At 45.6% G+C, this 17,939-nt stretch carries 25 protein-coding genes and 1 pseudogene; 13 read left to right on the forward strand and 13 right to left on the reverse strand.

Features of this window, described 5'->3' with window-relative positions; genetic code table 11:
- The first annotated feature begins 5 nt into the window (after window positions 1–5).
- From GACE_RS11275 to GACE_RS09915, 7 genes and pseudogenes are all read left to right on the forward strand, one after another.
- Window positions 6–383, forward strand: a pseudogene (locus GACE_RS11275) (HEPN domain-containing protein).
- 5 nt (window positions 384–388) lie between these two features.
- On the forward strand, window positions 389–514 hold the full coding sequence (locus tag GACE_RS11955) for a hypothetical protein (protein ID WP_318249208.1): 126 nt from the start codon (window positions 389–391) through the stop codon (window positions 512–514).
- A gap of 12 nt (window positions 515–526) precedes the next feature.
- Entirely contained in the window at window positions 527–739 is a 213-nt protein-coding gene (locus GACE_RS09900) for a DUF5646 family protein (protein WP_048093122.1), read from the forward strand.
- Window positions 736–1,008 (forward strand): type II toxin-antitoxin system RelE family toxin, encoded by a 273-nt coding sequence (locus GACE_RS09905; RefSeq protein WP_048093124.1) that lies wholly within the window; start codon window positions 736–738, stop codon window positions 1,006–1,008. The genes GACE_RS09900 and GACE_RS09905 overlap by 4 nt, the downstream gene beginning before the upstream one ends.
- Window positions 1,009–1,183: 175 nt before the next feature.
- Window positions 1,184–1,309: a HEPN domain-containing protein gene (locus GACE_RS12025; protein ID WP_394324666.1), complete on the forward strand. Its 126-nt coding sequence runs from the start codon at window positions 1,184–1,186 to the stop codon at window positions 1,307–1,309.
- A gap of 95 nt (window positions 1,310–1,404) precedes the next feature.
- The gene (locus GACE_RS09910) at window positions 1,405–1,632 is read left to right on the forward strand and encodes an AbrB/MazE/SpoVT family DNA-binding domain-containing protein (protein ID WP_048093125.1); all 228 of its coding nucleotides are present in this window, start codon (window positions 1,405–1,407) and stop codon (window positions 1,630–1,632) included.
- Window positions 1,629–2,033 carry a PIN domain-containing protein gene (locus GACE_RS09915; RefSeq protein WP_048093126.1) on the forward strand — a complete coding sequence of 135 codons (405 nt, stop codon included), beginning with the start codon at window positions 1,629–1,631 and terminating at the stop codon, window positions 2,031–2,033. The genes GACE_RS09910 and GACE_RS09915 overlap by 4 nt, the downstream gene beginning before the upstream one ends.
- A gap of 235 nt (window positions 2,034–2,268) precedes the next feature.
- Here GACE_RS09915 and GACE_RS11580 read toward each other — a convergent pair whose 3' ends face one another.
- From GACE_RS11580 to GACE_RS09960, 10 genes are all read right to left on the reverse strand, one after another.
- Entirely contained in the window at window positions 2,269–2,499 is a 231-nt protein-coding gene (locus tag GACE_RS11580; RefSeq protein ID WP_148305965.1) for a hypothetical protein, read from the reverse strand.
- Between the two features lies 1 nt (window position 2,500).
- Entirely contained in the window at window positions 2,501–3,682 is a 1,182-nt protein-coding gene (locus tag GACE_RS11280) for a TldD/PmbA family protein (protein WP_052400287.1), read from the reverse strand.
- A 1-nt stretch (window position 3,683) separates the two neighbouring features.
- The gene (locus tag GACE_RS09925; RefSeq protein WP_048093127.1) at window positions 3,684–4,964 is read right to left on the reverse strand and encodes a TldD/PmbA family protein; all 1,281 of its coding nucleotides are present in this window, start codon (window positions 4,962–4,964) and stop codon (window positions 3,684–3,686) included.
- Window positions 4,961–6,511, reverse strand: coding sequence for a DUF5591 domain-containing protein (locus tag GACE_RS09930; RefSeq protein WP_048093128.1), 1,551 nt, complete (start codon window positions 6,509–6,511; stop codon window positions 4,961–4,963). Before GACE_RS09930 ends, GACE_RS09925 begins: the two co-directional genes overlap by 4 nt.
- Window positions 6,495–7,925: a tRNA guanosine(15) transglycosylase TgtA gene (tgtA, locus tag GACE_RS09935; protein WP_048093130.1), complete on the reverse strand. Its 1,431-nt coding sequence runs from the start codon at window positions 7,923–7,925 to the stop codon at window positions 6,495–6,497. The genes GACE_RS09930 and tgtA overlap by 17 nt, the downstream gene beginning before the upstream one ends.
- 163 nt (window positions 7,926–8,088) lie before the next feature.
- A complete protein-coding gene (locus tag GACE_RS09940; RefSeq protein ID WP_048093132.1) occupies window positions 8,089–8,727 on the reverse strand; it encodes a cytochrome c biogenesis protein CcsA in 639 nt (212 codons plus the stop codon).
- A gap of 77 nt (window positions 8,728–8,804) precedes the next feature.
- Window positions 8,805–10,031, reverse strand: coding sequence for a threonine ammonia-lyase (gene ilvA, locus GACE_RS09945; RefSeq protein ID WP_052400288.1), 1,227 nt, complete (start codon window positions 10,029–10,031; stop codon window positions 8,805–8,807).
- 14 nt (window positions 10,032–10,045) lie between these two features.
- Window positions 10,046–11,617, reverse strand: coding sequence for a tRNA uridine(34) 5-carboxymethylaminomethyl modification radical SAM/GNAT enzyme Elp3 (locus tag GACE_RS09950; RefSeq protein ID WP_048093134.1), 1,572 nt, complete (start codon window positions 11,615–11,617; stop codon window positions 10,046–10,048).
- A 71-nt stretch (window positions 11,618–11,688) separates the two neighbouring features.
- Window positions 11,689–12,249: a DUF1648 domain-containing protein gene (locus tag GACE_RS11285; protein WP_158413837.1), complete on the reverse strand. Its 561-nt coding sequence runs from the start codon at window positions 12,247–12,249 to the stop codon at window positions 11,689–11,691.
- 47 nt (window positions 12,250–12,296) lie between these two features.
- Entirely contained in the window at window positions 12,297–12,941 is a 645-nt protein-coding gene (locus tag GACE_RS09960; protein ID WP_048093136.1) for a Yip1 family protein, read from the reverse strand.
- A 201-nt stretch (window positions 12,942–13,142) separates the two neighbouring features.
- Between GACE_RS09960 and GACE_RS09965 the strand changes: the two genes are divergently transcribed.
- Window positions 13,143–13,436 carry a hypothetical protein gene (locus GACE_RS09965; RefSeq protein ID WP_148305966.1) on the forward strand — a complete coding sequence of 98 codons (294 nt, stop codon included), beginning with the start codon at window positions 13,143–13,145 and terminating at the stop codon, window positions 13,434–13,436.
- Between the two features lie 382 nt (window positions 13,437–13,818).
- Here the strand turns inward: GACE_RS09965 and GACE_RS11960 are convergent, their stop codons facing one another.
- The gene (locus tag GACE_RS11960; RefSeq protein ID WP_318249325.1) at window positions 13,819–13,986 is read right to left on the reverse strand and encodes a hypothetical protein; all 168 of its coding nucleotides are present in this window, start codon (window positions 13,984–13,986) and stop codon (window positions 13,819–13,821) included.
- Between GACE_RS11960 and GACE_RS09975 the strand changes: the two genes are divergently transcribed.
- From GACE_RS09975 to GACE_RS10000, 5 genes are all read left to right on the forward strand, one after another.
- Window positions 13,916–14,302, forward strand: coding sequence for a stage II sporulation protein M (locus GACE_RS09975; RefSeq protein ID WP_318249320.1), 387 nt, complete (start codon window positions 13,916–13,918; stop codon window positions 14,300–14,302). The two genes, GACE_RS11960 and GACE_RS09975, sit on opposite strands and share 71 nt — an antisense overlap.
- Window positions 14,303–14,621: 319 nt before the next feature.
- A complete protein-coding gene (locus tag GACE_RS09980; protein WP_048093144.1) occupies window positions 14,622–15,383 on the forward strand; it encodes a helix-turn-helix transcriptional regulator in 762 nt (253 codons plus the stop codon).
- Window positions 15,384–15,553: 170 nt separating this feature from the next.
- Window positions 15,554–15,811 (forward strand): hypothetical protein, encoded by a 258-nt coding sequence (locus GACE_RS09985; RefSeq protein ID WP_048093145.1) that lies wholly within the window; start codon window positions 15,554–15,556, stop codon window positions 15,809–15,811.
- Between the two features lie 327 nt (window positions 15,812–16,138).
- Window positions 16,139–16,408, forward strand: coding sequence for a hypothetical protein (locus GACE_RS09995; RefSeq protein WP_048093148.1), 270 nt, complete (start codon window positions 16,139–16,141; stop codon window positions 16,406–16,408).
- A gap of 132 nt (window positions 16,409–16,540) precedes the next feature.
- Entirely contained in the window at window positions 16,541–17,290 is a 750-nt protein-coding gene (locus GACE_RS10000) for an NAD-dependent deacylase (protein WP_084063720.1), read from the forward strand.
- Here the strand turns inward: GACE_RS10000 and pth2 are convergent.
- Window positions 17,262–17,624, reverse strand: a complete 363-nt coding sequence (gene pth2, locus GACE_RS10005; RefSeq protein ID WP_048093151.1) for a peptidyl-tRNA hydrolase Pth2 — start codon at window positions 17,622–17,624, stop codon at window positions 17,262–17,264. The genes GACE_RS10000 and pth2 overlap by 29 nt on opposite strands.
- The gene (locus tag GACE_RS10010; RefSeq protein WP_048093152.1) at window positions 17,605–17,868 is read right to left on the reverse strand and encodes a DUF5749 family beta-barrel protein; all 264 of its coding nucleotides are present in this window, start codon (window positions 17,866–17,868) and stop codon (window positions 17,605–17,607) included. Before GACE_RS10010 ends, pth2 begins: the two co-directional genes overlap by 20 nt.
- Window positions 17,869–17,939: the final 71 nt, after the last annotated feature.

Here is a 17,939-nt window from a genome sequence, read left to right on the forward strand (position 1 = left end):
AGAAGATGGCTGGAAAAAAAGCGGATAGAGATATAACCGCAGCGGAGAAACTATTTGAAGCTGACATTTACGATTACTCCCTGTTCCATTCTCAGCAGGCAATTGAATAGTTTCTGAAAGCTTTTTTGACTTACCGAAACAGACCCTTCAGAAAAACCCACGATGTAACGTTGTTGCTCAAGCTCTGCATAGATATCGATGAAAGTTTCAAACAGCTTCTTGAAGCTGAAGTGGACAAGCTGTATCCCAAAGCCGTCGAAGTAAGATATCCGGAAGTGGAATACGATGTTTCATTCGAGGAGGCTAAAGAAGCAATAGAACTGGCAGAAAAAGTAAAGGATTTCGTCTTGAAAAAGCTTAATATTAATGACAGCCAAGGGTAGGCCAGATGAGAGAGGAGCTTGGGGCTATTAAAAATGCAATCCTTGAAGTGGCTAAGAAGCATGAAGTGGGGGTAGAGAAGAAGAGGTCGCTAATGAACACAAGGTATATTAATTTTCGACTGCAATGTTAAAATGGTGAGAGAATGGAGAAAGTCAGCGAAAAGAACGTTGAACACATCTTGAGAGAACTGGAGAGACTAAAGGTTGAGATCCAGAGGCTTGAGGCCATGATTGTTCCACTTAAGAGAGATCCGGACATAACAGACGAGGAAGTTGCGGAGCTGCTTGAGCTTGCCAAGGACGACAATCCGGAGAACTGGATTGACGCTAAGGAACTTCTCTCGAAGACTGAATGACGTATCATGTTAAGATTTATCGACAGGTTGAAAAGGTCCTCAGGAATTTGCCCAAAGCGCACTACCGTAAGTTTCTGGAATTTATTGGTATTCTGGAGTACGAACCTGTCCCAGTAAAGAATTTTGACATAACCAAGCTTGAGGGGACAGGCAATCTGGACATTTATCGTGTTCGTCTGGGTGATTACAGAGTGATTTACTCAGTGAATTGGAGAGACAAAGTCATAAAGATTCTAAAGCTCAAACCGAGAGGTAAAGTCTACAAATGATTACGGAGCGATTCTACGGGATATTCGAAATTGTCTCCGCAGCATAACATAACGCTTCCAAATTTTGTAACACACCAGGTTCTTTTTGCCTGAGTGTTCGGGGTTGGCGAATCTTCCAAAACTCCTTAAACTTCCTAATCCAAGATAAATTCGGACGGAAGAAGAGCTGAAAACAATCAGAGAAGTTTTTCTCGAAGTGGCAAGAGAAGCTTTTAAAATGGGATACACGAGACCTTCGAGTTTTCACGCTCATCAGTCAGTGGAGAGGCTTCTAAAGGCGTTTCTGCATTGCACGGGATGAGAACATGCATTCTGTTCTTTATTCATAGGCGTCATTGGAAATGTGTTTGAATAATAGAAGATAAGGTTAAATACAACTATCGGAAAATTCCAACTATGAGAGTAAAGGTTACGCGAAACTACCAGGTAACCATACCTGCAGAAGTAAGGAGAAAAATAAACCTCAGGCTTGGTGAGGTTGTCGATGTGACCTACGATGAAAAGACTGGTGAGATAAGGATAAAAAAGATTTCAGAAGGGCGAAAAACCCTGAAAATCGGAAGAAAGCTCACTCCAGAAGAGATTGAGAGGCTGATAAATAGAGGTATGGAAGATTCTCTATGAAGGCAGTCATAGATACAAATGTCCTCATTTACGACACGTTTGAAGACAGCATTTACCACTCTCAGGCAAAAGACCTGCTTGACGAGCTTGAACAGTGGTACATCCCAGCAATAGTCGTCCACGAGTATGTATGGGTGCTGAAATCGCTCGGAATCTCTCCAGACGACGTCCTCTACAAGGTGGAGGAGATACTGAACCACCACAAATTCAGATTGCTTGAAAGCACGGAATACGACATTCTCTCTGCATTGAATGTGGTGGTCAGGGAGAATCTGAGTCTGTCAAGATACAATGACAAGGTGATTCTCTCAGCAGCAATCAGAAACAGAATGGGCATTGCCACGTTTGACGAGAAGCTGAGAAAACAGGCCCTCTTTTTAGGTGTGGATGTTCTGCCTTGATGATTGACCAGGCCCGGGTCGTCTGATGGATAAAGCACGAAGCGATCAAGGTTATTTTCATGCCCTTTAATGCCAGCTTACCGTTTTTGGCAGCAATGGTCCTTTAGTAGTCCTTTTTCTCAGGGTTTGATGGACAGGCTGTTCAGAAGGGCTGAGAGTCCAAAAAAGCTCTTCCATCAGCTCTCTCTTGCTGATTCCTAAATGCTCTGCAACATCCTTGAGAATAGAGTACCGATCAGGTACTGTATGCTATGAGAATACATAAATGTTTTGCAAGTGAGAGTTTCAGAGTGGTTTTTCTCTGTGTTTCTTCCAGAACTTCCCAGACAAGCTTTTCACAGCATCCCAAGGTGATATTCCAACAGGAAGATTCACCTTCACAACTATTTTTAAACTCTTTAAAGTTCTCAGTCAAGGTGGATTTAATAAATATGGGTTTTTTACCCTTTCTAAGGCCTTTTGACAAATTACAGCTTCACCTCTACCCCCTCGAATACGATTTCCGGTGTAAGCGTAACCCCTACCTGTCTCTGGTCTTTACCAAAGTGGCTTATCCTGCTCAGAAGGTCATAGATGTTGCCGTAAATCATCGCTCCCTTCACGGCCCTGCCCTCGTAATAGGCGTTTCCAAGTTCAAGGCTGAAATCTCCGCTGACGAAGTTTGCTGTGTGGGCTCCGATAAATGAATGGACGTAAATCCCCTCTGCCTCTCCCCTGTCACCGTATTCCAGAATTATGTTCGACGGGGAGGTTGAGGGATAGGCGGAGTAATCGTCTCTGAAACCGTTTCCTGTCGGGTTTTCGGGACTGTTTTTCAGATCAGAGATGAATCCTTTCAGCACTCCATTCATCACAAGTGTCTTGCTTTTCGCAGGAACACCCTCGTCGTCGAATGAGCATGAACCCATGCCGTAAGGTATCAGAGGGTCATCCTTAACTGTAAGTTCTCCAAAAACGTTCTTGTCTATCTTGTCTGCCAGCAGAGACCTGCCCTTTTTGACGTTCTCGTGATAGAAAGCGGGATAAAGAGCATGGCTCAGGAGCTGGTCGACTGCAATTGGTGAGAGGGTGACGGTGTACTTTCCGCTCTCCAGCTTAACTCTCTGGCCATCCATCCTTGCAAGTTCAAGCGCCCGCTCGGCAAAGTCTTCAGGCCTGAAATCAAGCCTTCTTGAACTGTGGTATTCGTATGCACTTCCACCGTTGAAAACAGCCTCTACAACAATCCCAACAGCGCTCTCCTTTTCTGAATACTCCACTCCACTGGAGTTTGTCAGCCTTCTCTCTGTAACTTCAAACTCTATCTGGGCATAAGATATGTTTCCCACAGCTGAAATCGCCTCGCACAGGTCACGGATCTCATCGGGAGATATTTTTTCCACCTCTCGGTCATATATCTCTACTTTGGGAAGCTTTTCCTTTTCGGGAAACTCTTTCAGCTCTTCCTGGGAATTTCGCGCGAGTTTCACTGCAAGCTCTTTCATCCTGTCATCTATTTTGCTTCCCGAAACCATTGCCACCTTTCCATCTACTATGGCTCTGAACGCCTCTCCTTTGGATGTTTTCTCGCCAATCTCTTTTATTTTGCTGTTCTCAATTACCGCATATTTGCTGATGGTTCTTTCAGTGTAAATCTCCCAGCCATCCATGTTACTCCCCTCCGACGAACGCTTTTACCAGTGCGTAAGGTCCGCCATCTGATACCGGAACGGCCTGACCGGATTTCCCGCAGAATCCCGGATCGAAGACGATCTCGTCTCCAAGCCTGATTTCCCTCAGAATTTCAAGCGTGTTTCCGCTCAGGGACACGTCTCTCACCATTCCTGAAACCTCTCCCCTGTGAATCAGAAAGCCGTACTGGGCGTTGAAGTGAAAGAAACCGGTCGCCGGGTTCGTCTCTCCACCTCTCGAACCAAAAAGCATCACACCCTCTCTTGCCTCATCAAGAAGCTCTTCGAGGCTGTAATCTCCTGCCTCAATAAACGTGTTGCTCATCCTCACTATCGGCGGCTCAAGACCGTCTGCCCTTCCGTTTCCCGGCCTACCGCCAAGTCTTTTTCCGCTCTCTCTTGAGTTGAGGTAGTTCTTCAGAATACCGTTCTCTATAATGGGTGTTCTCTCAGCCCGGTATCCCTCATCATCAAATGGGTAAAACCCGAATTCTTTCAACGTTGGATCATCGTAAACATTGACGCTATCATCAGCCACCCTCTCTCCGATCATGTTTCTAAGCACTGTGGCGTTCTGGAGAACATGATCTCCCTCGACAGCATGTCCGAAGGCTTCATGTATGAAAACACCGGTAAGGGACGGGTCCATTATCACGTTCATTCTTCCTGCAGGGGGCGAGTCAGCGTTTGAGAGTTTTACAGCAATCTCAGCAACTTTTTCGGCCTTTTCTATTGCTCTTTCGGCAATTTCAAACCCTCCAACCGATAGCTCTCTTTCTGAGTGGTACTGCAGCGTTTTACCTTTCGCAAACGCCTGCATCACCACCCCGCATCTCGGCACCCTGTAGTAAACGTCTCCTCCGTTTGAGCTGGTAATCCTGACCTCCCTCACGCTCTCGATATACACCACCCTCGTGCTTACAATTCCTTCTGCCCTGATCATGCTTTCGAGCTCTCTCAGGAATGCAATCTTGTCCTCCAACGCAATCTCTTCAAAATCTCTTTCAGGCTTGAGGACAAACCTGCCCTCAAAAGGCCTGTCATCCACGTCAGCGTCCCCTGTTCCCACTGCGCACCTTTCAGCCCTGCGGAGACCCTCCTCATCCTCAACGTTTCCGGTGAAGTACCCCCAGAAACCATTTTTAAGGATTCTGAACGCCTTTCCATGCTCCTTAACGGCTCTCGGCCTCTCTATTTTCCCATCCTCAAGACTGAGCTGAAGAGAATAGGTTTTAATCTCTCTGATCTCATAGTACTTCATTTTATCTTCCTCCTGCTTGTTATGGCTCTACCGTCGACCTCACCCATATATTTTCCGGGGATAACTGCCTGGCCAACACCCGTGGTTATGCTGTTGTAATACACCACCACATCGTTTGGCCTGATTTTTTCGTCAGCATTCAGCACCCCCTGGGAGAAGATGGTTCCCTTTACCTCAAATTCGGCTATTTCCACCGTGTAACTGCCGGCCTCTTTCAGATAGGTCGCAAGGGGAGCGTAGATGTCCAGATTTCCGTACCTCGGGTCAATTCTCGCTACCCTCTCACCCCGGAGGAACTCGAGTTCGGGATATCTGCCCCTCACCCTGTCGATTTCGAACTCTACGCCGAACTGGTATCTCGTCATGTGTCTGAAAATCTCCTTGTACAGGTCGAAGTTCTCCTTCTCTTCATTATCGAGCACCCTCCTGAGGTCCTTCAGGTCTTCAAAGAATTTGATGTCCTTTCCGGCCATATCTCCCGCTTTTTCAGCTACCTTTCTGTATCCGCCGTGGAGATATGCAACAACCCTTTCAAAGCGATTTAGCAGCCCTGCCAGCTTTTCGGCAACAAAATCGACCTCCCAGTCGCTCCATACCCCCGTTGTGGGGGTGTCGTAAAATGCTATTGGGTATAGGAGCTCGAATTCCCTTGGTGAAATGAAAGGGGATGAGATTATTACCTCATTTACTCCTTTCAGGGCTGAACCGAGAGCGCTTCTGATTCTCCTGTGGGACTTTGAAAGCATGTACGGCTTTCTTGCAGAGCAGGGTAGAAGCAGGGCTATATGTGACTTCGGATCGTAGGTCTCGTAAAGCCTCTCAAAGTAATACCTGAAATCAGGCCTGAAAAATGAGTCCTCGGAGTTGGGGTACACGGAGGATTTCCTGAACCTCGCAAATGGGATGTCCGAAACTCTGTCGAAAATTCTCAGCATTGACGTGGTTTCGGGACTGGCTTTCACCCTCATCTCAGCGAGCTCTCTCAGCGATTCATTTCTCAACGCAGTTCTGGCGAGCTTGACCTCCTTCTGGAGGATCAGCGTGTTATGCTCGGAGAGAAACTCAAAATCGTTTCTGTACTGCTCTCTGTTCATGCATGCTTCGCAGCTGCATGGCAGCTCTTTCAAGCTTTCTATCTTTAATTCTCCCGCTTCTGTTAGATAAATCCCCTCATAAGCTTTTTTCAGGGAAAGTGCGTTATCCAGGATGTCTGCTCCGGCATAGATGAGTAATGCAGCATTCCAGGGAAGTGCGATGGCTGGAACATAGAGCGGCTTGGCGCCTTTTCCCGCTTCGAGAATAATTTCAATTTTATCTTTCGGAAGCTCATTGCCTGTAACGGCCTTTCTGATCATCCCGCTTTTTAGAAATGCTTTGTAAGTTTCTGGAAGAATTCTTCTGACGGCCTCAGGAGGTCTCCTTTCTGTAAGGGCTTCAAAAAATTCAACTTCATCCTCATCTCTGATGTCTATAAGGTGGGGAGTTGTGTACTCCCCAATTTTCCCGAGCCTTGCAAAGCCGTCCTGTTTTTCAATCCTGAATCTCATTCAGGTATCTCCTCCATTTATCGTCAACAACAAGCCTGATCTTTTTATCCCTGTTGGCATCCATGAATTTTTTCAATCCCTCTGCTGCCACGATATATGCTTCATCTTCGAGATCGTCATACGTCTCGGCATGTCCAGCGGGATAGCTCTCCATGAGCTCCGCAGGCACAACTCCAAATACGGGTCTCAGGTAAAAATCTGCCGGAATGCCTGTGTCTGAGGAAATCACGATTTCATCTTTTTCGATTTCAACCTGCAGGACCCGTTCCTGGTGTCTCTTTACAGCAGGCCTGAAAGCGCTCTCTCTTCCCAGGTAAAAGAACACCTTTTTTGCAGAGGGGTCATGTCTCTCCAGCAACTCGAGATGGTTCCTGATCTCTCTCCACGCCTGAATCAGATAGGGGTGTGCCCTTATTCTGCGCTCCACAAGTTCGAAAAGTTCATTGCTCTTTATTGCCTGCTTGACCCTTCTTATCTCTTCAAAGCTTGTGTAAAGGTTGTGTTCCGCTATGAGGTATGCCCTCTCGTTCTTGTTCATTTTCCTGAGTTCTTCAGGAGTGTGGTTGAGGCATACAGGACATGAACAGGGGAAGTACTGAATTTCCTCGAGTTTCAGGGTCCCGTAGGGGGTGAGGTATCGATCGTCCTTTGCAAATAGTGCATAGGCGGCTGAATCGAATAGATCAATCCCCATAGCCGTGAACAGCGCAAATATCATCGGATGCCCGGCACCAAATAGGTGGACGGGTTTTGTTGGAGTTAAGATGGACTTGCTGGTGAGAACGATTCTTGCCACATCTGCGAACCTGTATGAGTCGAGAAGTGGAACGACAGCGCCTATTGCGAAAACGTCTCCGTTTATCCCGTTCGCTTCCATGGCAGAAAGCTTTCTGAGTTCGATGTGCGTTGAACCCTGTACGGGAATTGAGAGCAGATTTTCGTGTCCGTAGCTCTCATGGATCTCCTCTGCCTCTCTCTCCCTCCTCAGCGTCTCCTCAAGGTCGCTCATGGCAGTACTGTATTCAGCGTCCGGAGGAGTGGGAATGTCGAGGGGGGTTACAATATCGCTCTTTATCTCATTCTGGAATTGCACGATTTCGGAATTGGTTATCTCCACATCGCCGTACACCATTAGCTGGAAGCTTCCACTGTCTGTCATCACGGGGATGTCCACACCGAGAAGTCCATGCAGCCCTTTTTCCAGAGCGGTTTCCCTGAGCTTTCTGCTTCTGTATATGATGTATGAGTTCGTGATGAGAATCTCGGCACCGTATCTTTTCATGTCTGCTGGCGGAATGAACCTGATGTTGGGGTTTATAACCGGCATTAAAGCGGGAGTCTCGACAACCCCGTGGGGGGTGTGGAGCTTCCCGACTCTGCCCATAGCATCCTTTGCGGTTATTTCAAAACGCATAAGACGTAATAACCTCGCACGGTTATAAATATTTCATCAGTTTAAAAATGGAATGTGTTATTTCAGCATCTTCTCGATATCCATTGCCTTTTTGAGGGTCAGCAGAAACATCGCCAGGACCACCAGCATGACTACGGTTGAGGCAAGAAAAACGGCGGTAAAATCACTCATTCAAGATCACCTCCTCAAATCTATCAAGCCTGTAATTTATTGCGGCGTAAGCAACAACAAGAAGTATGAACGAGGTTATTGCAATTCCCAGCGGCATTCCTATTTCGAGACTGATGCTTTCGACCTTGGGGTGCAGGGAAAAGAAGATCTGCGAGCTGAAGTAGCTGAATGGAATCGTTACGTAGGCGAAGATTGAGTATATGGCTGAGATTCTTGCCCTGTCGTCGGGCGCATCTATGCTCTGCCTCAGGGCATGATACGCTGCGTAAACGAACCATGTTATCAGGACTGCCGTCTCCCTTGGATCCCAGTTCCAGAATGATCCCCATGCGACGTTGGCCCAGATACTCCCGCTTATGAGTGCGGCAGTGATGAGATAAAAGCCCGCAACGGCAAAGTTTTTGGCGATCAAATCGTACCTGTAATCCCGTCTGATGAGATACATGATCGAGGCAGCCATTGTTACCGTGAACGCAAAAAAGGATCCTATGGCCGATGGCAGGTGGAAGAATATTATCCTGTAGTTATCTTTCAGGATGGGCGAAGGTGAGGGCGGAAGGTTCATTGCTGCGTACACTGCAAAGGTGAACATCAACACCGCAACTACTGCGATAGCTGCTATTTTTCGCATGAAGTAAATCTAACTTCTTTTGTTTAAAAATCTAATCCAGCGAACTGAGGGGAATTGATTCGTGTCTTCCGGAGGGGTCACATTTTTTCGAAGCGATATCCCCTGCTTTCCAGTTCAGCAAGGATTTTTTCCACCACCTGAGACGATTCCACCTCGAAAACTATTTTCAGTGCTGTGTGCCATGCCGGGGCCCGCAGATCCTCTCTGTGGTGGATCACATCTATGATGTTACCCCTGTGTCTTGCTATTATCCCCGTAACCTCGCTGAGATTTCCGGGAGAGTCGGGAACGAATCCATATATGACGGCAAGCTTGCCTGAATTGGCAAGCGCTCTGATAATCAGCTTGTAAATTGCGGTGAGGTCTATGTTTCCTCCTGAGATGACCACTGCCACATTTTTTCCTCTGACATCTACTTTGTTTCCGAGAAGGGCCGCAACTCCAGCAGCGCCGGCACCCTCGGCAAGAACCTTCTCTTTTTCGAGGAGATAGTGGATGGCTCTCGCAATTTCGTCTTCATTCACCGTTACTATTTCATCTACAAGGGATCTCACGACCATGAACGTGTTTTTGCCAGGTCTCTTTGTGGCAAGACCATCGGCTATTGTTGGTTTCACCTCTGTAACCGCAATTCTGCCAAGCTTCAGGGACTCTGCAAATTTGGGTACGTTTTCAGGTTCCACGCCAATAATCTCCACACTGTCTGTGAGATTCTTCATCACTGTCGAAATGCCAGATATGAGTCCCCCACCTCCCAATGGGACGATTACAGTGTCTATTTTACTTATCTGTTCGACCATTTCCCAGGCTATGGTTCCCTGTCCTGAAATCACATCCGGATCATCAAATGGATGGATGAACGCATATTCTCTCTCTTCAGCTATCTCGATTGCTTTCTGCTCGGAATCATCGTATATTTTTCCGTGCAGTATCACCTCAGCGCCGAAATTTTTCACTGCTTCGATTTTTGTTATGCTTGCAGATTCCGGCATCACCACTATGCACGGAAGACCAAAAACGGAGGATGCGTATGCCACGCCCTGTGCGTGGTTTCCGGCTGATGCTGTCACAATGCCTGAGACGCTTCCTGCAAGCCTGCTGACCTTGTAAAGGGCACCCCGTATTTTGAAGCTTCCAGTCTTCTGAAGGTTTTCAAGTTTGAGGTGAATTTTTCCTCCGGTCAGCCTACTGAGTTCATGGCTGTATTCAACCGGAGTGGTGTATGCGTGTTCCGAAACAATTTTTCTCGCTTCCTGCGAGCCTTCAAAAATTTTTTTAACCAGTAACAGTATGTCTTCTCTCACAATACCTCCGCTCCTTAAAGTTTTTTCACCATGTATTCGAATTCCTTTCTGTATCCATGTTTTCTGTAATACTCTCTTACACCCACACCACTTATAACTGCTATCCTGTCGTAGTGTTCTCCGGCTATTTCCTCTGCCAGGCTCAGCAACCTCTCTCCAAAGCCTCTGTGCTGGAAAGCTTTCTCGTCCCTGTCTCCAATCCCAACGGCTTTTCCGTAGACGTGCAGCTCTCTGATCAGGGCAGTATTATAAAGTTCCTGTATGAATGGTTCGTCCGGGAATCTGAGTCTTATGAACCCGACAAGAATTTCCCGGGACGAATCCTCGAATGAAATTAAGAATTCCTTCCCGTTATTCGCCTCATACTTTCTCACTACCTCCTCGAAGTCTTTTTCCATGTATTCCTTCAGCCTGTGTCCTGCTTCCCTGCACCTTATGCACCTGCATGAATATCCAAGCTCCCTCAACCTCTCGTGGATTAGCTGCCTGATGTTTCCCTTGTCCAGCCCGATTGCCCGGTCAACGGGAATATCTCTCTGAATACGCTGAATCCTTACGTATTCGGGTATGTACTTCTTTGCCCTTGCTACAAGCTCCACGACCTCTTCGGTGGTGTATGGTGTGTATTCGCCCTTTTCATACATCTCGTAGAGCTGGGTGCCCCTGACGACAAGGGTTGGATAGATCTTCAGATAGTCTGGCCTGAAATCGGGATTTTCGAAAAGAATTCTGAACATTTTCAGATCTCTCTCAAAGTCGGAACCCGGCAGACCGGGCATGATGTGATATCCGACCTTGAATGCCGAATCTCTCAATCTCTTCGTCGCTTCTGCAACATCCCGAACAGTATGCCCTCTCTGAATTTTTTCAAGCACGTCGTCATAAACGCTCTGCACCCCAAGCTCCACCTTTGTCCCGCCAAACCTGAGCATCTCGATAATATGTTCCTCTTTAGCGTAATCTGGCCTCGTTTCGAACGTCATGCCGACACATCTCGCCTTTGACCTCTCGTTATCTTTCTTTGCCTGTTCAAGGTCGCTGTAGAGCTTTTTCTCGCCTTCAAAGCTGTTCAAAGCTGAGAAAATTCCGAGAATGAACTTTCGTTTGTACTCTTCCTCTCTTGCCGGGAACGTGCCGCCCATGACGATAATCTCGACCTTATCCACGTCGTGGCCGATCTCCTTAAGCTCACTCAGCCTTGATGTTACCTGTCTGAAAGAATCATAGTCATGCTGCCTGCCTCTCTGTGCAGCAGGCTCAAATCCAATGTAGCTCTGGGGGGTGTTGAATTCCACGCCTCCTGGACAGGGGATGCACTTCCCATGCGGGCAAGGGGCGGGAGAGGTCATCACGCTCACAACAGCAACACCGCTTATCGTTCTCACGGGTTTCAGCCTGAGAATCTCCCTCAGCTTTTCGTAAAGCGGCTCACCTCTAATGGCTTTCAGAACATCTGCATCAGAAGGAATCGTTGAGAGTGAGTACTTTTTGGCAACCTTCTTCTTGATCCTGGCTATCTCCCTCTTGTCCACTCTCCCGACTTTTGCAATTTCGAGGGCAATCTCTCTCAGTGCTGCGTCAGTCATTCCCTGAAAATACGGAAATGCAGGTTAAAAATTTGACGGAGAAAGTTTCAGTTTTACGCTCATGTATTTCATTAGATTTTGGTCTCTTCTGCAATTTCAGCGGAAAGCTTCTTAAGAAAGGCCATGAAGCCAAGAATCAGTACTGGTATGGCTCCTAAAGTTACAGGCAAAAACCATTCTGGCATTGCACCTGCAACAGTTCCTGCATAGATACCATACTCGATTGCAAAAAAGTAGAATGTCATAACAGCACCAAGGCCCAGCAGAACCTCGAAATATTTGTTTACCCACCACGCTCTTTTTTCTACAGGAATTCGATCCATAATCATGAAGAATGCTGGTAGATTAATTAGGTACGGATGGTTGTTGATGATGGTAAATCTGTATTTCGCGATAAGGAGGAACATTAGAGGGGCAATGCTAAATGCAGCGGGCAAAATCAGCCAGGTACTTTTGTCTCCGTAGCTATCTGGTTTGCCCCCGAAGTTGAAGTGGGTGGGAATAGTATCGGGCAGAGTTTGATACGCATATATTGCAAGAATCCAGATTCCTGCAAAACCGAGAAGTATCAACCCGGCAAAAAACCTTCCTCTCCGGGAGAGCGGTTCTGGATGGATTTTTTTGGATATCATCACTCGATTTATTCTGATAAATTTAATATTAAAGAATTGTGCTGAGATCACAGCAGTTTTGTAAGGTTCCATATCTGATAAATGCCAAACAACACAGTCGGAATCAAAGCACAGATGAAAGCTTTTCTCAGTTCAACCCCTCGTGCGTGCTTTACTGCGAACGTCCAGATTACCAGTCCCCAGACGGTTACTGCAAGGTTGATTATCAGGTTTGAGTAAACGACATCTCTGGGTATAAATGAAAGTATTATGTCCCCCACTGCATCGGGATTTTGAAGCTGAGCAAGGTCTATCTTTGGAATCTCTGCGTTCATCAGGTAATATGCCGACACTGGGACTGTTATCAACGAACCCACCAGCGAAGGTAAGAATCCGTAGCCGATGAACTCGAAAGTCCTCCTGAATGAACCCTTGCCGCCGAAGAATGCCGATAATCCGTGCATAACTATCGCCATAATTACCCAGACTGCAAACATTCCAGTAAACGAACCGATTATCCCTATGTATGCTCCAGCTACGAAAAATGTGGCCAGATCTTCAGGAATTGCCTGTGCAAGCTTTGACATGAGCAAGTACTGATATGCTGAAACCAGGATTGAGAGGGCAGACACCACTGCCAGAGGTCTTTTCAGGTTGATGTCCCTGTTCTTCAGGTCTTCAAAGAACCTGTCTGGATCTGTAATCAGCCTCATATCGCATGGCCACTGCATCAACATATAAATTTTTCTCATTTTGAAGGTTTAAAAATTTCGAACTGATTCAAAAGTTTTGAACGCACTCAAAATGATTGAAAAGATTTAAGATTTTTGGAGAGTTATATAAAATTTAGAAAAGATAAATTTATATAACAGAATGTTACGAAATAAGCATTGCCGGAATGGGGGTGGAGAAGGATGTATGCTGTGAGAAACTGGAATGAAGAAATAGTCAAGTGGTTGGCGGTTGGAATAGTGTTGGCGATGGCTGGGTTGGTGATGGTGCCTTTGAATGTTGGGGACGTGGGAGCAGTTATTGGGGGATTACAAGCAGGTGTAAGTTCAAATAGCTGGGAGCAAGCTGTAGTAAGTGGAGCTTGGAATGGATTTAATGCAGGAGCTGTTGGTGCCGGGGTGTACTTAGGACTGCTTGGACTTGGTGTTGCAACTGGTGGAACTGCGTTTGCTGTAGGTCTTGGGATAGCTTTATAAATTAAAAATTTTTTATAGGCAATAGCAGCAGTTGAGGTGTTGCATGATGAAAAATTTTATTTTCTTTCCGGAATATATGTTATACAAAATCGCTAAAAATCAGAATAAGCATAACCGAGATATCTTGTTTGCGTTGGCTCTGTTATGGGTAATACTTAAATTGGGAATTATTTTGGGAGTTATTGTTAATTTCCTGACACCTTACAAATTAACATCTGCAAATCTGACCGGAATAGCCTCTGCAGTTATCATGGTGATTATATCAACCAACATCGGTCTTAAAAGAGTCTCACGAATATGAACGGAATAAGAGTGACAGTTATAATTTTAGCGTTAATAATTTATATTTCTGGATTTCTTATTTCTACTTGCTTTTTTGAATTTAATGAAGTAAGTTTCCAAAGTTGTCGGAATATTCTTTTTTACCTATAAATAAAATAAATATGTTTTTAATTTTGTCAAATAATTTAACTATGATAATGACTTTAATTCTTGGCGGTTTCATCTTCGGGATTCCTACCTTTACTAATATTTTTTCGAATGGATACATGTTTGGGGTCATTTTTGCAGTTTACATAAAAGCCTTTAGAATTGATCAATTTCTGTTGCTGATCTTACCACACGGCATCTTCGAAATTCCGGCAATAATCATAGCCGGAGCTGCCGGCTTCAAAATCCCATATGAAATTGTAAGGTATTTGGCTGGCAAGAAAGAAACGATTCTAACAAAAGAAGACATAAAAGAATACCTGACCTTTGCGTTAATCTCCATAATATTAATCGTAATCGCAGCGTGGATAGAGGCGAACGTAACGCTGAAAATCGCAGAAGCAATGCTGAATTCGACAAATGGTTTTAATCGATAATACAGTTCTTTCAAACTTTGTGAAAGCAGGTAGATACGACTCACTAAAAAAGCTTTTGGGATTGTTATGTGATGGAGCAGTTTTTGGAGGGATTCAGATTTTGGTGCTGGGAATGGAGTCGGAAGTTTTCTTTCTTTTACTGCTTTTCTTGTTTGGACTTATAAAGATTGGTTGAAGGTTTGTGGGATGTTCTGAGTCTTCCAAATAAATGTTGGTGAAATTTAAATTTTTCTATTTAAAAAGTAGAAAACTTTTTCACCAATCCAGCATCTTTGAACAACAATAAAATATAAATTCTGCAGACAGTTTTTACCGAAAGATGATGTGTTCAGAGGTCTCCAGGATTCTCGATTTCGCAGCAAATGATAGAGTGTTGGAGATTCTCGAAGCGATTGAGAGGGAGGAAATTTCGGACCTGAAAAAATGCTACCCGAGATCGACTTTACACTACACAATTCAGAAGCTGAAAAGAGCAAATCTGATTGAAAGGAGAATACATAGGTACGAACTCACCCAACTGGGCATAACGTACCTGAAAATGATTAGAAAATTTCACAGATGTCTTGACAGATTCCACAACCTTATGGACAAATTTCCCGATCACAGAATAGAACTTCCAGAGGACTTCGTTCTCAGGTTGGACGAACTTGGTGAATTTGATGTTGTGGAATCGCAAAATACGGATGTTCTGAGGCCCCACAGGATTGTATTGGGCCAGATCCTGCGCTCGAAGGAGGTAAGGGGGATAGTCCCCATACTCTATCCAGATTATCCTACTGTCTTCAGGGAGGTCGTAAGTAAGGTTGACCTTCTTGAGATCATCGTAACGGAAGATGTGTGGAAGCTTGTGGAAAAGTATGACCATGTCGAAGAACATACCGGCAAATTTCGCGTGTATCTGGCTGATAAACATCCATGTATATCTCTCATAGTCACAGACACTTTCTTTTCGGCCGGATTTTATCGGAGATCGGGAGACTTCGATTTCTGGAGGCTGTTGATTTCAAATGACAAATCAGCGACCAGATTTGGAAGGGACCTGTTTGAGCATTACAGGCGCATATCCCAGAGGGTGCTTTAACCGGTTCAATATTTCTGGGCAAGTTCAGAATCATAGAAGAAATCTGAATTAATTTAATAAAAGAAAAAAACACATATATTGCAATTACAGAGCATAGGTAGATTAAATTAAGGAAGCAGGCAGGACGTATGCTGTGAAGAACTGGAACGGGAAAGTAATATGGCGGATGGATGTTTGGGGTGGTTCTGGCGATGGTCGGGTTAGCAATAACGCCACTGACAACCTCTGATGCGGGGATTGCACTTGCTGTGTATGGATACAGAAATGGCGATCTTCCGTCATTGACAGGTGGGCTTGCAACAGTAGGATCTGGTGTTGCTGGACTTGGTGCAGGAATTGTAGCGGTCGCTGGTATGGAATCTCTTTCCACACTTGCACTGGCAGGATGTGCAGTCACCGGTGTAGGTCTTGGGATTGTAATTGGCTGAAAAGAGGAGGTGACAGATCATCTATGCTATTTTTTATTTATGCCTTAATTGTGCTGACATTCATTCTGGCATTCTGGAATCTTTCTGAGATAATTAAAACAAGGTCGAAACAGTCAGTACTGTTGATGGGAACTCTATTGGGATCTTCTGTTGCTTCTATGATGCATCTTGCAGGAGTCAGTGATTTCCTTCTGGTCACCGTTGCGATTGGTACGGGCATTTTTGGAATTGGGACTGTGTTGATGAGGTTTTGAGGATGGGGGTAGAGCCTTGGTTAGATTATCCAAAAATTTAACATGTTTTCCATATTTTTTGCTTGAGAGGGGTATGAAGCGAAAGATCATGCTCAGACTGGGTGGTCTCAGTTACGCTTGCCGCTATTTATGCATAATCGCAAAAGTTAGGGGATATGGAACGCTCAAAGCTTTTGCAAGTGGTACAGCTGCGTTTATTGCCTGTTACGTAATGCTCATGCCAAAGCCAGTGAAAGAAGCCAGCGGCCAGTACAGGAAGGACTCAATATTCTCCAAACCCGGTATTGTTGAAATCATTCTGTTTGTCGGGTTGATCTCTATGCTACTGGGGCTGATAGTTTGATACGCAGATGATTGTACTCCTGGCAGAATTTTTCGCGGATCGTTGAGTTACTGGTGCCAAACCAAAATCGAAAGTCAGTAGTGGCTGGGTCTGGAATAAACTTTTAATTTTTCCAGGCTGAAAGGTGAGAGTATGCATGTTGAAAACACAGTGGAGGGGTTGCTGGAACTCATAAAATCCTGCAATGGTGAGCTTGTGGCCCTAACGGGTGCAGGCATATCTGCGGACAGCGGGATACCGACGTTCAGGGGGAAGGACGGCCTCTGGAATAAATACCGGCCTGAAGAACTTGCGACTCCAGAGGCGTTCAGAAAAGACCCCGTGCTTGTGTGGAAATGGTACGCATGGAGGATGAATCTCGTGTTCAACGCAGAGCCCAATGACGCACATATTGCTCTGGCACTTCTCGAGAGAAAGGGTCTGCTGAAAGCCATCGTAACCCAGAACGTGGACAATCTGCACGAAAGGGCGGGAAGCAGGAATGTCATCCATCTTCATGGCAGGATTGATGAGGTAAGGTGTACGGGGTGTGGCAGGGTTGGGAGACTGGAAAAGGCCCCGGAAACGATTCCGCCTCTGTGTGGCTGCGGAGCATTGATGAGGCCGAACGTCGTGTGGTTTGGAGAGCCTTTACCTGCTGAAGCACTCAATCTCGCAGTCGAGCTGTGCAGTCAGAACAGCGTCATCGTAATCGGCACCTCAGCAGTGGTTTATCCAGCTGCACAGCTCCCGTATTACGCAAAAAAAGCTGGAAAAACAGTCATTGAGGTGAATCCAGAAATAACCCCTCTTTCAGACCTTGCAGATCTGTCCATAAGGCAGCGGGCTGGCGATGCTTTCAGGCAGATCAGAGCTATTTTAGAAGCGGGAGACTCCCCGTGATTTTATCGATCCTGTCGCTCCTTTCGGGGCCGACAACAACGGCGGTTATTGTTCCTGGTGGAATTTCGGTGAGACCCGCATCCTTCACGTAAGCAGTCGGCAAACCATTTTTTCTGGCCATGTCAAATATCCTCATAAGATTCTCGAGATTTTTAACCTTCAGAACAATCTTTTTCTGTCCTTCAAGCTTCCACTTTTCTCTGGTTGCTCTCTCTGAAATTTCATAACCCAGAATGGCCGCATGGGCTACCTGAACTGCCAGCTTTCCTTTCGATAGCTGCAAATCTTCTCTTACGACGATTACCTGCTTGTACTCACTCCTCTCCGAATCCATACTTCTCAAGCTCTTCTAAACTCACTGGTTTGGACTTTTCCACCATCCACTTTTCCCCAATCTCCTTTGCTCTTTCTTCGTCGAATTCTTCGAGCACCAGGCCATCACCGTCCTCTTTTACAGCAGACAGCGGGACTCCAAAGAACTTATCCGAGCTTTTTATTATCAGATGATCGCCATAGACATCGATGCTCTCTCCGATTTCTTTCCCGTCCATGAACACGAATCTGCAGATGAGGTCCATGCAAAGACTTTATAGAATTTAAATAAATTATTTGCGAAATGCACGGCGAAAGACATATCCATTTTCATGGG

Source organism: Geoglobus acetivorans, assembly GCF_000789255.1.
Lineage (GTDB): Archaea > Halobacteriota > Archaeoglobi > Archaeoglobales > Archaeoglobaceae > Geoglobus > Geoglobus acetivorans_B.